Raw genomic sequence first — 13168 nt, forward strand, 5'->3', positions numbered from 1 at the left:
GGGTGGGAGTTGTCAGAACTTCAGGGGAAGGGGGGCGCAGGTGACCTTGTCGCCGTAGTCGTAGGTGTTGGCGGTGCCGGTGGTGGCGCCGAGGATGATGACGACTCCCTCGTCGCTGTCGCGGCTGCCCCGGACCAGGATGTCCTCGTTGGTCTGCTTGTCGCCGATGGCGACCGTCTTGTAGTGCCAGCTTTCGCTCTCGGAGCCGTACCCCAGCGTCGCGTACTCCTGGGTGGTGTTGGTCTTGTCGTTCCAGGCACTCAGCTTGCCCTTGATGGCGTAGCCGTCCGGGCCGTCCGCCCAGGCGTGCCCCTCGAAGGAGACGCCGGACCCTCCCCCGGAGTAGCTGGCCTTGAGGGGCTGGGGCGGGCCACCGACGATGGCGGTGACCTTGTCGCCGTACTGGTAGGTGCCGTTGGGGTAGAGGTTGATGCCCACCCGGAGGTCCACGTCCTCGTTCTTCTCGCGCTTCCCGCGGCCGGAGACCTGGAAGGTGTTCTCCTCGGTGCCGTCGATCTCCCGCCTCTCGTAGGAGAAGCTGGAGGAGGCTCCGCCGTGCCCGAGGGCCACCGTGTTCGTGACAAGGTCGTCGGTGATCTGGCAGGTGACCGAGAGGGTCCCGGAGAAGACGTAGCCCTCGGCGCCGTCGGGGTCCACACTGCCCTCGAACAACGCGCCCTGCTCCTTGTGCCGGCCGCTGTACTCGGTAGTGGAATCCGGGCGGCCTTCGCGCCTGTAGAACTTCACGCTCACGTCCGGCATGGTGCACTCCATCTCTTACCGAATTTGCACAAAGTGACAGGCATTGGCCACTCCGTGATGATACCTACCGTAGGTGATTGACCGATTACCGTGTTGGGGCGGAGGGCCTGGGGTACGCGCGGCCCTGGCGGCGGTGGACCGCCTCTTCGGCACGGCACTGAAGGCCATCAAAGTCCAGCAGGTGGGCAGAGGGTTTGATCGATCTCGAGGCGGCGACGGTCAATCTCGGCCCACCCACCTGCTTCTGGCCCACGTCTCGTGTGGTGGCGCTCAGGGAGCGTTGGTGTACCAGCTGAATGTCCCGTGTTCGGCGGAGCCGGTGAGGCCGACTTTGTTGTCGTAGGCGAGGTAGCGGCTGGTTCCGTTGTTGAGGAGCCGGAAGTTGCCGAACTGGCCGGCGTTGGCGAACCAGAGCTGGTGGATGCTGGCCGCGTCGCAGGTGCGGGTGGCGATCCGGCTGCCGTCGTCGACGAGGCACCGCTGGGTTGCCTCGTTGCGGATCTGGAAGCCGTTCTTGAGTGTGGTCCACTGCCAGCGGTGGTGGGCGTTCTTCCCGTTGCAGGTGTTGATGTAGGCGTTGCCGGCCCTGTCGCTGTCGAGGCACGCGTCGTACGACGATGCCCGGAGAGTGGTGGTGGCGCCGTTCCGGGGTGCTGCTGTGGCGGGGGAGGCCGCGCTGAGAGTGAGCGCGAGCAGGGCCGCGGCGGTCAGGCCGAGTCGTGTCGGGTGCATGAGACTTCTCCCGTGAAGTGGATGGTGCCGACGTCAGTCAACCGGGGCCCGGCACGTGGGCGGGACAGATCCACGGGCAGTTCACCCACCTGGTCCACCACTTCGAGCGCTTGATCGGCTAGCAGCTGAGACTCGAGGCGCGCACCTTGGGTGCCGACCCGTACGGTCACGGCTCCGCACCGGTGGGCGCCGACCAGGACCGGCGCGTGGCGGCCGTCTGGTAGGCGATCGTCCGGTACGTGATCTCCACCGGGATTTTCACCATCACCGTCGTACGGCTCATCCCCGAACCGCAGACGGGCCACACCGGCCGTAGTGTCCGGCCCTGCGGTCGGCAGGGCCGGGCACGTCCCGGTACTCAGAGGTGTTTCTGTGCCCAGACGGCGAGGAGGCTGACGGCGCCGGTGCCGATGCCGTAGCAGGTGCCGCGGAGCATGTGGCCGGCGGCGGAGCGTTGGTGCCGGGCGGTCCAGCGGATGAGACGGTTCGTCAGGAGTGCCGTGGTCCTGCGGTGTGCGGGGCTATCGTTCATGCGGACGTTCCTTGTCCTGGAGGGGTGTCGAGCAGGGAGCCCTTCCGGCCGTGGCCTCGGAACCGATGGCCGGAGGAGGGCTCCCTCTTCGTTGTGCGCGGGCGGTCAGTGGCGGCCGGTGAAGCGGTGGAGCTGGTCGGCCAGGCGCTGGTCGGGGCGGCGGACGATGAGGTGCGGGGAGGATCCCTCGCCGCGTGAGGCGAGGCGGTCGACTTCGCCCTCGAGTCCGCCGGTGGGGGCGTACGCGGTGGAGCCGTTGGCCCGTACGTAGTGGGCGACGGTTTCGAGGCCCTCGATGAAGGCGTCGTCGGGCGGGGCGGAGCCGTCGGCCATGGAGATGGAGTGGGTCAGCTGGTGGTACCAGTGCCGTGCTTCCCGGCTCTCTCCGAGCTGGAGGTGGTGCAGGTGGAGGCAGTAGGCGGCGGCCCGGCTGCTCGCGCCGGCGGCGAGCTGCCACCAGAACTGGGCGCTCTCGGGGTGCCCGGTCAGGTGCAGGAGACACGCGAACACCAGCGCCCCGTGGACATCCAGTTCCTTCGTCGTCCCGTCCCGGAGGTGGGCTTCGGGTTCGGGGTCGACGGCCAGGCGTTCGATGTGCTCAGCGGCGCCCGGCCCGTTGAGGATCCAGCGGGAGACCACGCTCAGGCGCTGCCCGGCCCGGGCGGCGCGGACCATGTCCGGCGAGGGTGTGACCGAGTTCCTCGCCGCGTCGGCGGCCAGCCGACGCAGCGCGGCCCCGACGTCGAAGCGGTCCGGGGAGGTGGTGGGTACGTACGCGTCGGCCAGGAGGTCGTCGATGGTGGATGTCACTGTGCTCGTCCTTTCCTCTTCCTGTTCGGGTCCGCGGGAAGCCGCAGGTGGACCCGCAGCCGTTCCCTGCCCTTGCGGCCGTGGTAGTCGACCGTCCGCTCGTCCAGTCCCATGAACCTTGCGATCTGGTGGGTGGGGTATTCCATGAGGTGCCGCAGGACGATCACGGTGAACTGCCGGGGCGGCAGCAGTGTGATCGCCTCGTACAGTCCGCTCGAGCCGTCGGTGAGGTCCAGCCTGTTCCGGACCGTTTCGAGCTCCCGGGCCATCCGGACCATCCGGGCTATGGGCCCGTTGATGACGAACGCCGGATCCCGGCCCTCGCGCTCCAACTGCGCACGGACACGGCGGTGCAGCACGGCGAGGGTGGCCTGCTCGAGGTCGCCGACCTGGAGCAGGCCGTCCTAGGCCGCCAGGATCTCCAGGAACACCAGGTGGACGGCCTCCTCGGCCGCCTCCCGGCTGCCGAGGTGCAGTTCGGCGAAGGTGTGGAAGAACTCTTGGTGGCCCAGATAGAAGGCCTCGAAGTCCAGCGGAAGGTCCAGCGGGAGGTCCGGGCTCTGCACCTGGGTCAGCTGGAGCCGGTCTTCGGCCGGCACCGCGTCGTGGACGTCGTCGTCGCTCACGCGCGCCTCCCCTTGGAGATGGTCGTCATGGGTCCTCTTCATTGAGGGCGGCACAACTTAGTTGCGCCGGCGAGCTGTTGTTCTCACCCACCACCTAAGCAATCCGGGGCGCGAAACACTCATGCACCACCCCAGAAAAATCACGCTCAGCGTATGAACGGGCACAAGAAGCAAGGGTGAGTGACGGGGGAGGCATTCGAACAACGATCTCTGACCAGCACGGAAAGTCATCGCCTCGTCACCCGAACCGACTTGCATCACTCGCTCAAGTGGCGGAGATCACACCGAAGTTGACCATTCGTCAACAGCTTTTGCACAAGGGACAACAGGTGACACCGCCGGACACACGCGGCTGATAGGTCAGGCGGCAGATGCCCGGCCGCGGGCTCTGCTCAGCACCGAACTCCTCGACAGCCAAAGGGACCGTACCTGCGGCGCGGTCTTCACGAGCGCCATGATCACATGGCGTCCCGGGCCCGAGCCCGGGCTGCTCGTCACACATGCACCGGCTCCGGCCGCGACGGGCCCGCGAGCGGCCCAATGAACCGGTGACGGCAAGCGCGCGCCCCGCGGTCCTGCCGAACGGGGCCGCAGTGACGGCGAGCCCGGACTCCGGCCCGCCCAGGCTCGGGCCGGCACCGACCGGCGGCGCCTCGCGACGGCCTACGGGGGCCGATCGGCGTACGGCGGCCGGACCCCGGCCGGTCCGAGTCAGCGCGGACCCCGCCGCGACCAGGGCCGACACGGGGAGCGGCAGCGGAAGCCGCCACAGTTTCTCCCCGGCCAGGCCCGGCGGATGACGTAGGCCGACGGATGGGGGTCACACGACAGGCGCGGCCGGTAAATCCTTCACGAGACGGCCCCGGGGGCTGTCGGCCAGTAACGGCTGGGCAGCATCATCGTCATGGCGGTTTTCTCCGGATGGATGATCAAGGGGAAAACAGAGCTGTGAAGGACGCCGTCGGGCAGATGTCGACGGGAAATGAGGACGGCCGTGTTGTAGACAGTGGCGCCTGCTGTCAGCTTGTGGGGCAGAGGCATCCGCATCCCACGTTCCATCTCATTGGCGAGGTGCTCCGAGAAGGCCATGAGCTCCGGGTCGCTTTGCTCTGTGCCCTTCAGTGAGTACAACGATCGCGCGATGTCAAGGAGGCGGACGGGGTTGTTGTCAAAGTCCGCAGCGTCCGGGCTGTACACCACCTCCGCCGGGTGGTCGTCTTTTCCCGGCTGGAACAGCAATGTGTTCGCCTGCACCAAAGCCCCCCACACCAGGCGCCCCTCTCGGAGCAGACTGTCCTGCTCCCGCAGAATCTCCCGCAGGGGGTCGTTGGCATTCGGTCGCATCCATCGAGGCTCGGGGATCCTCAGGTATCTGCGCCTGTCGATCCAGCTGAACGAGCGCGGGGCGGACCCGAGGCTCAATCGGCACTGGCCGATGACCCCCGCTGTCAATGTTGTCATGATCAGGAGCATACGATGCAGTTCCGCTTTGCCCGCTTGTGGGCGGCCCCGGATGTGCGCCCGCCGACAGCCCTTGTTGGCCCGACAACGGCTTCCGCCGGAGCGTCGGTGATGCCGTGCGGTCCGCGTGCACTCTCCACGGCACCCGACGCGGCACTGGCAACAACCTTGTCCAGTAGTGCGATGCCGGCAGGCCGATGGGCAGGAAGGCGACGGTGCTCAGCGCGGCGAGCGCCCCAACCGGGCCGGGACTCGCGTCGAGCGCGGAGACGGTGATGAGGGGCACGGCCACATAGCTGACATTGGTGCCGAGCTGGCTGAGGGCCGCCGAGGTGAACAGCGCGCGGAAGTCGGGGATCCGCCATGGGGAGTTGAGTTGCATGGTCCGTTCATCCGGTGGGTGATCGTGGCGCGGGAGCGGCCGGAGGGAAGGCGGGGGTGGCCGGCCCGGCCCGACTCGTGTGGACAAAGCTCGTCGCGGGGCTGGCAGCGCCGGTCGCTGAACCCTCCGAGAAGGCACTTCGTGACCTGCGCCGACGGATCGGCTCCGCCCCGGTCCGGAGGCTGTTCGAGGTGCTGGCAGGGCCGCCGGCCCAGCCGACCACTCCCGGGGTGAGTTACCGACGCTGGCGAACAGTCGCCTTTGACGGGTGCAGCAGCCTGATCGTCCCCAGCCATGAACGGAACTGGTCCTGGCTCGGCCGCCCCGCCAGCCGCCTCGGCGAAGCCGGATATCCCAGACTGATGCTGATGACACTGTGCGAGACGGGCACTCGCGGCCTCATCGCGGCAGCCTTCGGACCAGTGGCCAGAGGAGAGACGTACTACGCGCAGCAGCTGGCGCCGGATTTGACCCCGGACATGCTGCTCCTTGCTGACCGTGCCTTCCACACCAATGATCTGCTCACGCAGGTCGCACGACAAGGCGCGCAGTTCCTGGTGCGCTGCACCAGCCGCCGGCACCCTCCCGTACTGACTCTGCTGCCAGATGGTTCTTACCTCACGCGTGTCGCTGGCCTTGTCCTGCGCGTCATCGAAGCCGAGATCCGCACACGTGCCGCCGACGGCAGCACCTTCGGCGAGACCTACCGGCTGTTGACCACGCTCACTGACCACCGCACCGACCCCGCTCACCAACTCGTCCGCCTCTACCACGAGCGCTGGGAGATCGAGTGCGCCTACCTGGCGCTGCGTCACACGCTCCTCAAGGGCCGCGTTCTGCGTTCGAAGGATCCCGCCGGTCTCACACAGGAACTATGGGGACTGCTCGCCCTCTACCAAGCCCTGCGATCGGTCACGGTCACGGCCATGGAGACCCGGTACTGCACCGATCCGGACCGAGCTTCCTTCATCATCGCTCTGGAGGCCGCACGCGACACCGTCGCCGTCATCACTGGCCCCATAGCGGGTCACAGCCCCGGCACCCAAGCCGACCTGGTCGGACACATCGGAACCCGCCGCAGCCGGGCGACATCCACCCGTCCGCGGTTGAGACCGGCATAGAGGGAACCGTGCCCGCGGCGGTGCTCGGGTGCCAGGGCGAGGTCGACCAGGGACCGCACCGGCCCGTCGGTGCACAACACCGCGTCGGCCAGCTCGAACAGCGCGTCCGCGCTGGCGGTCAGGCAGTCGTAGAAGTCGGTCCGGAACCGGGATAACACGGTCAGGGACTCGACGCGTACAGCGTCGTGCAGCAGACTCACCCTCGCGGTCTTGGCATGATCAACAGCGTCTCGACAACGCCACATGATCACGCCAAGGCTGCACCGCTGTCGCATCGCCCACCAGCGGCCAACTGGCCTTTCAGAGGCGGACGTTAAACAACAAGTTCAGTGCCTGTTTCCGATCCGGTCATGACATAGCAGCCCAGCGGAGTCTCGGCGTTTGCTCAGCTCAGAATTCGAACGGCGAGGCTTGAGCCGTGAGGTCACGGCTGGTCGACGGTGATAGTCGGCCTCGCTGGTGCGGATTGCCCGATGGAGCCGTGGTAGGGGTGCGACAATGAAACTGTTTGGGGGCTCGGCGATCTCTTGGGGGGAGAGCTGCGGATATGAACACTTCCAGTGAGCGAGCCGGGTTCGTGCGCCGTACGCTGTGCCGGAACTGGTGGCACAAGTGGCGGACGCTGGCTCCTGAAGAGTCCCCCGATCCGTGCCGGTATTACCGCGGGTGCGTGTTCTGCAGCCAGGTTATCGGCGGGGTACGGCCGAACCACCAGTACGGGGAGCTGAGGCCGACAGATCACACGTGCGTGAAGGTGTCGTTATGCACCGGGTGCGGGGATAGAAAGACGCAAATTCTGCACAAGTACCGCGATGTCCCGTTGAACGACCTGCCGGAACAGCTGCGCTACCAGGTACTTCGGGACCTCGCGAAACGGGCCCCGGCGTTTCTCTCCTGGAGCCCCTCTGTTGAGTCCGTGCCGTGCACATGGGCAGGGATGTGTGCGCTGTGCGGCAAGCTCGGCGAGACTTCTGAGCGCCACAACCTCAAAAACAGGCGAGACGGCTGGGAGGATATCCGGTGCCGGACTCCCGGATGCCGCTACGTCGATTTCGGGGATGATGAGGGGGACGCAACCTGAGTCACCCTGGCATCTCCTGCGTCACCGAGTCGCAGCGAGTTCCGGACGCTGTCGGGGATCTTCGAGGGAAGGGCGGGGTTCCTCGGCTGATTCACGGCCCCGTAGGAATCGTCCGATGTGGTGGTGGGAGGGTGGTGTTCAGGGCTGCATTCCGGGCCCGGTGACCTCTTGGCGGCACTGCTGACCGTCAGTGCCGAGACAGTCAGTCGCGTTGGGCCTCGCGGGAGGCCGGCTGCCCGCTCCTGCGGGAGCTTCGGCGGGTGATTCGTCTGGTCATGAGGGTGATCGTGGCCCAGGTGATGAGCGATTCCGATTCTCTGAACTACTCGGGCTGACAGGCAGTCGGGCTGGGGCAACTTACGAGTTGGTGCGTGATAGCGGGTGAGCGTCGTGCCTGGCCGGTGGCATGATCCGTCTGTGTCGATCACGGTCAATCGGGCGGTGCTGGCGCACCGGCTGTTCACGGGGCTCTCTCGACGTCATCTCGCCCGTCTGGTCGGGGAGTTGGCGTTGCCGTGGCAGGCCGGGGTCGAGGGTCGCCGCCATGCTGCACGAGGTGGGGCCAGGAAGCGGGCTGCGGGAGCCGGCGCCCGCCACCAGCTGGTCTTCGTCGACCGGGTGGTGGCCACGCTGATCCATCTGCGGCACGACCTGCCGCACTCGGTACTGGGGCTGCTGTTCGGCGTCGACCGCTCCACCATCACCCGTGCGATCGCAGAGGTGCGTACGCTCCTGCCCGGGCGGGGGTGCGCGGTCCCCGACCTCCCCGGCCTGCGATTACGGACTATGGCCGACGTGTTCGCTTACGCCCGGGCCGAAGGCATCGAGCTGCGGCTGGACGCCACCGAGATCCAGGTACGCCGGCCACCGGCCGGCCGCGGCGGACGGCGGGCGTTCGTTTCCGGGAAGAAGAAGCAGAACACGATGAAGGCCACGGTCATCGCTGACTGGCGGGGCCGCACGTTATGGACCGACACCCTGCGGCCTGGTCGTATGCACGATGCCACGGCCGTCCGCAACGAGGGCATCGCCGTCTGCTTCCAGCACTTCCCCGACGTCGAGGTCCTTTTGGACGACGGCTACCTCGGCCTGAGCCGCGACCATCGCGGGCAAGCGATCACACCGCCAAGAAAACCGCGTCCGGGAGCACTGCCCGGCAGAGTCCAGCAGTGGGAACGCGACCGCCACGGACACTCCTCCGACCGCATCACCGTCGAGCATGCCCTCGCCGACCACAAACGCTGGAAGCAACTATCGCGCTGGACCCACCGCCGCGACCGCTTGCCCGACACCTACCGAGCCATCGCCAGCCTCGTCTCCGACCGCACCGCCGCCTGAAAACAAGCCACGAGCAGGCCGAAGACGCCTCACCCGCTATCACGCACCAACTCGTAAGAAGCCATCTCATTTGGAAAGTCTGCGGTAGCAGATGCGGGGTGCAGGCGATGCTGGTGAAGGCGAGGAAGTGTTCGGCTTTGCGTTCGTAGCGGCGGTGGAGTCGGCGGCATCCTGCGAGCCAGGTCTTGGTGCGTTCGACGGTCCAGCGGTGGCGGCCCAGTCGCTGTGAGGACTCGATTCCCTTGCGGGCGATGCGCTGCTCGGTGCCGCGCTGGCGTAACCATCGCTGCAGGTGGGAGTAGTCGTAACCTTTGTCGGCGTGGAGCTTTTCGGGTTTGCGGCGCCGTGGTCCGCGACGCCAGCGGATCGGTGGTATTCCTCGCACGAGAGGGATCAGCGCCTGACTGTCGTGCAGGTTCGCGTCCGAGACCGCAACGGAGAGGGACAGACCGGTCCGCTCGGCGATCAAGTGGATCTTCGACCCGTACTTGCCCCGGTCGACAGGATTCGGACCTGTCAGGTCCCCCTTTTTCAGGGCCCGCATGGTCACCGAGTCGATCGCGCACCGGGACCTGTCCAACTCGCCGCAGGCCCCGAGCCCGTCGAGGACCAGGCGGTGGAGCCCGGCCCACACCCGCGTCTTCGTCCACTCCGCAAACCGCCGATGAGCCGTAGCCCCGACGGCCCGAACGACGGCGTGGGCAACTGCTGCCACGTACAGCCCGACGTGGCCACGAACACGATCGCGGCCAGCACCTCACGATCACCGTGCCGACGCCGGCCGCCACCTTGGGGCCGCGAGGGCGCCTCCGGCACCGCCCGCTGGGAAAACTCCCACAACTCATCAGGCAGAGATGACTTCTCAAGAAGATTGAGTTTCCTGTCCGAACCAATGAAGAAGCTTGCGCCGAACGTGAATGGGCAGGCTCGGTACCGGTTCGTGGTCGATAGGGCTCCGCGCAGGCTATCGGCGGCCATTCGCCCTCGGCAGACAGGAAAGAAGCCCAAAAGGCTGGAACCTCCGCCGGGGCCATGCCAACGTAACAACGTCTCGGGAAACGCCAGGTCAGATGATGTGGTTACTCCGGTGTGGCCTGGGTTGCTATTGATCCGTAGCCCTGTGCTGCATCAGGCCGCGTCGCTGGCATGGTCCCTACTTAGGAGGCCCGTCTGTCGGATTTCGCTATTCGGTCCGCCCGTTTTGCTTCCCCTGTCCTGTTTGCGGTCGGCGCGCTGAACGCTTGGTGCGGCCAGGTGGCGGGGAACTACGGTGCTGTGTCCACCGGGCTGTGCGTTTGCGCCTGCGCGGCTGGCCTGTGTCGGCAAGGGTCTGCTGCAACGCGGCTATCGTTGCGACCTAGCAGTCCTCGCTCACGTTGCTGTGCACCCCGGAGCTGCAACTTGGCACGTGGCGCGTGCCATTGGGGCGCCCGAGCGTGTCGCAGCACGAAATCTTGACCGCCTTACTGATGACGGTCTGCTGGTGTTCGTTGCGGACCGCGACCCCACCCTTGCGCTCATGTCGGCTGGCTTCCTGACCGCGGCCAGCCCGAGAGGCTGTCGGATTTATCTGATGCGGCGCGCAACATAGACCACGATCGCCGGTTAGCCAAACCGGCGATCGCCGCGACCATTGATGAGTTCGCGTTCGGCTGTGCTTGGCGGTGGGGCCGTAGCGGACGCAGTGGAGCGAGTCGTGTTTTGGAGGACTGCACCGTCCCTCTGCTGCCCAGATGACCGCGGTGCCGTCGCTGAACCGCATGAGATGAAGGACCCTTTCATGTCTGCACGTTTGCTCTCCATTCCCGCTGTTGCCGCCGCTTTGGACGTCGACCGGCGTACCGTCTACCGCTTCATCGCCGCTGGCGAACTCCCGGTCGTCGATCTGCGTACCGGACCGGGCCGCTCCCGCGTCCGTATTCCGGCTGCGGGGCTGGAGGAGTTCATCACCAGCAGGTCGGTCGCAGTCTCGCGGCCGCGCCGCTGACCTCCAGTCGTCGGCTCCGTTTTCCTCGCGTTCGGATAAAGGAGTAGTACCGCGTACCTGCGCAAATTGAAGTCCGGTAAGTGGCAGGCGACCGTACGCAACCGGGCAGGAGACCGGTTCAGCGAGTCGTTCCCTCTCAAAGTCCAGGCGCGGGCCTGGGGCATCGAGCTGGAGACCCAGTTCGCCCGCGGGGGCCTGCGCGACCCGCGGGCCGGTGAAGCGTCGTTCCGCGAGTGGCACGACCGCTGGTGGAACGCTCGTGTGGTCGAGCCCCACACTTTGAGGGGTGACGCGTCCAGCATCAAGAACCACATCTTGCCTCACTGGGCGGACTGGGAGATGCGGGCCATCACCCGTATGGACGTTCAGAGCTGGATCCGTGTCCTGATCGAGAACGGTGCAGGTGCTTCCGCGATCAAGCGGGCCTACAACCTGACGTCCTCCATCATGCGGGCGGCCGTCGATGACGACGTGATCGCGGTAAGCCCCTGCCGCAACATCGACTTGCCGGCCATCGCAGTCAAGCCGCCGCAGTGGTTCACGCTCGACCAGGCCCAAAGCATCCTCGACGAACTCCCGGCCGCCTGGCGCACCATGTGCCTGCTCGGCCTCTACACCGGGTTGCGCTGGGGCGAGCTCTCCGGCCTTCACCGGCACCGCATCGATCAGCGCCGCTCGCGGCTGTTCGTGGTGGAGGTCAACACCAAGAGCGGGATCAAGGAATACCCGAAGAGCTCCAAGAGCCGCCGGGAGGTCCCGCTCCCGCCCCACGTCCTGGAGGCCCTCGAACGCCACATCCACCGGCTGGAGCGGGACGCCGTCGTGTTCACCACCGTCACCAAGGGCCGGGCCGGCCGCCTCCTTGATGACGGCAACTGGCGCCGGCAGACCTGGTGGCCAGCTGTCGAGGGCGCCCACTACTTCGACGATGACGGCGAACAGCAGCTCGTCCCGCACTACCCGCCGCACTCCATGCGCCACACCTGCGCCTCGTGGCTCGTCCAGAAGGGAGTCTCGCTCTACGAGGTCCAGCACCTCCTCGGCCACGAGAGCTTCCAGACAACCCAGCGCTACGCCCATCTGCAACCGGATGCGCACAAGGCCGTCCTCAGTGCCTGGGAGCGAATGGAAGCCCCGGTTACCATCCCAGCATGAACGCCCCTTCGCCCCTGCGTTGCTCGGACAGAGATGGCCGTCGCTTGACAACCGCCTGAGCATCCGCCTGGTGCGCATTCCCGACCCGTCGGTGGCGTTGCCGTCGGCGCAGAACTCAACGGGTGTGGAACGCGGTTCGGGTTCGGGGCGTGTCCGTGCGGGGCGGCCACAGGGCCGCCCCGCACGTTGGTTCACACCTCGTCGAATCACGGTCCTCGGCGGTGCGGTAGAGCTTCTGCTCGGTTCGGCCCGCCGGTGCGATGGGCGAACCGTCGGGGCCGTAGAAGGCGCCGCCCCGCGCGTCGGGACTGGTCGCCGCGTACAGCGTTGGCAGCGCCCCGGTCTTGGGCCACTGCACCAGGAACGGGAAGACCTTCGGGGCCTGCGGAAGCTCGACGCGGCGGGTGACGGAGGGCGGCCACTATCACTCAGAGGGCGATATAAAATTTCATGTCCGATTCGTGACTGGTTTTAGTACTGCAACGACACTCCGTGATGGCCTCTGCGTTTGTAGTGGCTGATGCGGGCTCGTGCCTGGCTTCTTCTTCGCCACCGTGACCAGGCGAGTGCGTGCTGGAAGCTTTGGCGGATGGGAGAGGAGGCGCGGTTGAAGAGCCGCCGGGCCTCGTTCATGGTCACGGGTATGAAATATCGACCGCTGCCGGTATCCGGATCCCCTTTTTTGCCTCTGCTCGCAGAATAGCGAGGAAGGCGAGGGCGGCCATGGACAGTGTTATGTGCCGGTACCAGGCGGGGTAGCCGCGGACCTGGTAATGATCAAGCCCGGTTTCGTTTTTCGCGGTCTGGAAACATTCCTCGACCATCCACCGGGACCCTGCGATCCGCGCGAGTTCCTCCAAGGAGGTCCCGGCCGGACAGAAACAGATGTAGTAGGCGATGTCCGCGGGATCCATGAGGCTTCGCCGTGCCAGTAACCAATGGTCCCAGCCTTCCCGCCGCCAGGGCCGGATCGGGGCCGCCACCCAGTCGTACTCGCGCGGGCCATGGGCACCGTCACCGCAGCTCATACGCGTCCATGCGTCGTCGGGGAGCTCACCGACCAGCTTGTGCGCGCGGGCCTGGCCGAAGAATTCCATGGTCATGACCATCTGCGATTTCGGGACGGCGAGGACATGAGCGATGTCGTGTTCTTCCAGCCACAGCCGGATCCGGCTGGTCTG

The 13168-nt window shown here is 66.6% G+C and carries 12 protein-coding genes and 2 pseudogenes; 4 read left to right on the top strand and 10 right to left on the bottom strand.

Annotated features, from left to right (window positions below; translation table 11 throughout):
* Positions 1–12: 12 nt before the first annotated feature.
* From BFF77_RS19665 to BFF77_RS33425, 7 genes are all read right to left on the bottom strand, one after another.
* Positions 13–762, bottom strand: a complete 750-nt coding sequence (locus tag BFF77_RS19665) for a hypothetical protein (protein ID WP_066951511.1) — start codon at positions 760–762, stop codon at positions 13–15.
* A 270-nt stretch (positions 763–1032) separates the two neighbouring features.
* The gene (locus BFF77_RS19670) at positions 1033–1494 is read right to left on the bottom strand and encodes an RICIN domain-containing protein (protein WP_066951514.1); all 462 of its coding nucleotides are present in this window, start codon (positions 1492–1494) and stop codon (positions 1033–1035) included.
* 358 nt (positions 1495–1852) lie between these two features.
* The gene (locus BFF77_RS35725) at positions 1853–2026 is read right to left on the bottom strand and encodes a hypothetical protein (protein ID WP_169922690.1); all 174 of its coding nucleotides are present in this window, start codon (positions 2024–2026) and stop codon (positions 1853–1855) included.
* A gap of 105 nt (positions 2027–2131) precedes the next feature.
* On the bottom strand, positions 2132–2836 hold the full coding sequence (locus BFF77_RS19675; RefSeq protein WP_066951517.1) for a hypothetical protein: 705 nt from the start codon (positions 2834–2836) through the stop codon (positions 2132–2134).
* Positions 2833–3195 (bottom strand): sigma factor-like helix-turn-helix DNA-binding protein, encoded by a 363-nt coding sequence (locus BFF77_RS37930; RefSeq protein ID WP_342671242.1) that lies wholly within the window; start codon positions 3193–3195, stop codon positions 2833–2835. The genes BFF77_RS19675 and BFF77_RS37930 overlap by 4 nt, the downstream gene beginning before the upstream one ends.
* Before the next feature lie 45 nt (positions 3196–3240).
* Complete coding sequence (locus BFF77_RS37935; RefSeq protein WP_342671243.1) at positions 3241–3462, bottom strand: hypothetical protein; 222 nt, start codon at positions 3460–3462, stop codon at positions 3241–3243.
* A gap of 849 nt (positions 3463–4311) precedes the next feature.
* Entirely contained in the window at positions 4312–4923 is a 612-nt protein-coding gene (locus tag BFF77_RS33425; protein ID WP_211280276.1) for a hypothetical protein, read from the bottom strand.
* A 459-nt stretch (positions 4924–5382) separates the two neighbouring features.
* Here BFF77_RS33425 and BFF77_RS19690 point away from each other — a divergent pair, with 459 nt between their 5' ends.
* On the top strand, positions 5383–6426 hold the full coding sequence (locus tag BFF77_RS19690) for an IS4 family transposase (protein ID WP_245703600.1): 1044 nt from the start codon (positions 5383–5385) through the stop codon (positions 6424–6426).
* Here BFF77_RS19690 and BFF77_RS33435 read toward each other — a convergent pair.
* Positions 6378–6626 (bottom strand): annotated as a pseudogene (locus tag BFF77_RS33435) (transposase); the annotation flags it as partial. The gene BFF77_RS19690 and the pseudogene BFF77_RS33435 sit on opposite strands and share 49 nt — an antisense overlap.
* Positions 6627–7924: 1298 nt before the next feature.
* Between BFF77_RS33435 and BFF77_RS19695 the strand changes: the two are divergent.
* Complete coding sequence (locus tag BFF77_RS19695) at positions 7925–8845, top strand: transposase family protein (protein ID WP_211280277.1); 921 nt, start codon at positions 7925–7927, stop codon at positions 8843–8845.
* Positions 8846–8911: 66 nt separating this feature from the next.
* Here the strand turns inward: BFF77_RS19695 and BFF77_RS33445 are convergent.
* Positions 8912–9697, bottom strand: a pseudogene (locus tag BFF77_RS33445) (IS5 family transposase).
* Between the two features lie 928 nt (positions 9698–10625).
* Here BFF77_RS33445 and BFF77_RS19700 point away from each other — a divergent pair.
* Together BFF77_RS19700 and BFF77_RS19705 are read left to right on the top strand one after the other, a co-directional pair.
* Entirely contained in the window at positions 10626–10832 is a 207-nt protein-coding gene (locus tag BFF77_RS19700; protein WP_066951529.1) for a helix-turn-helix domain-containing protein, read from the top strand.
* Between the two features lie 66 nt (positions 10833–10898).
* Positions 10899–11987, top strand: a complete 1089-nt coding sequence (locus BFF77_RS19705; protein ID WP_066951523.1) for a tyrosine-type recombinase/integrase — start codon at positions 10899–10901, stop codon at positions 11985–11987.
* A 635-nt stretch (positions 11988–12622) separates the two neighbouring features.
* Here BFF77_RS19705 and BFF77_RS19710 read toward each other — a convergent pair.
* A partial coding sequence (locus tag BFF77_RS19710) for an IS701 family transposase (protein ID WP_425424397.1) occupies positions 12623–13168 on the bottom strand: 546 nt, incomplete at its 5' end.

Origin of the sequence: Streptomyces lushanensis, assembly GCF_001700515.1 — a bacterium.
Lineage (GTDB): Bacteria > Actinomycetota > Actinomycetes > Streptomycetales > Streptomycetaceae > Streptomyces > Streptomyces lushanensis.

Bases quoted from the DNA above. Each gene is read 5' to 3' on its own strand.
- BFF77_RS19665 (WP_066951511.1), bottom strand. From the start codon at position 762: ATGCCGGACGTGAGCGTGAAGTTCTACAGGCGCGAAGGCCGCCCGGAT.
- BFF77_RS19670 (WP_066951514.1), bottom strand. From the start codon at position 1,494: ATGCACCCGACACGACTCGGCCTGACCGCCGCGGCCCTGCTCGCGCTC.
- BFF77_RS35725 (WP_169922690.1), bottom strand. From the start codon at position 2,026: ATGAACGATAGCCCCGCACACCGCAGGACCACGGCACTCCTGACGAAC.
- BFF77_RS33425 (WP_211280276.1), bottom strand. From the start codon at position 4,923: ATGACAACATTGACAGCGGGGGTCATCGGCCAGTGCCGATTGAGCCTC.
- BFF77_RS19700 (WP_066951529.1), top strand. From the start codon at position 10,626: ATGTCTGCACGTTTGCTCTCCATTCCCGCTGTTGCCGCCGCTTTGGAC.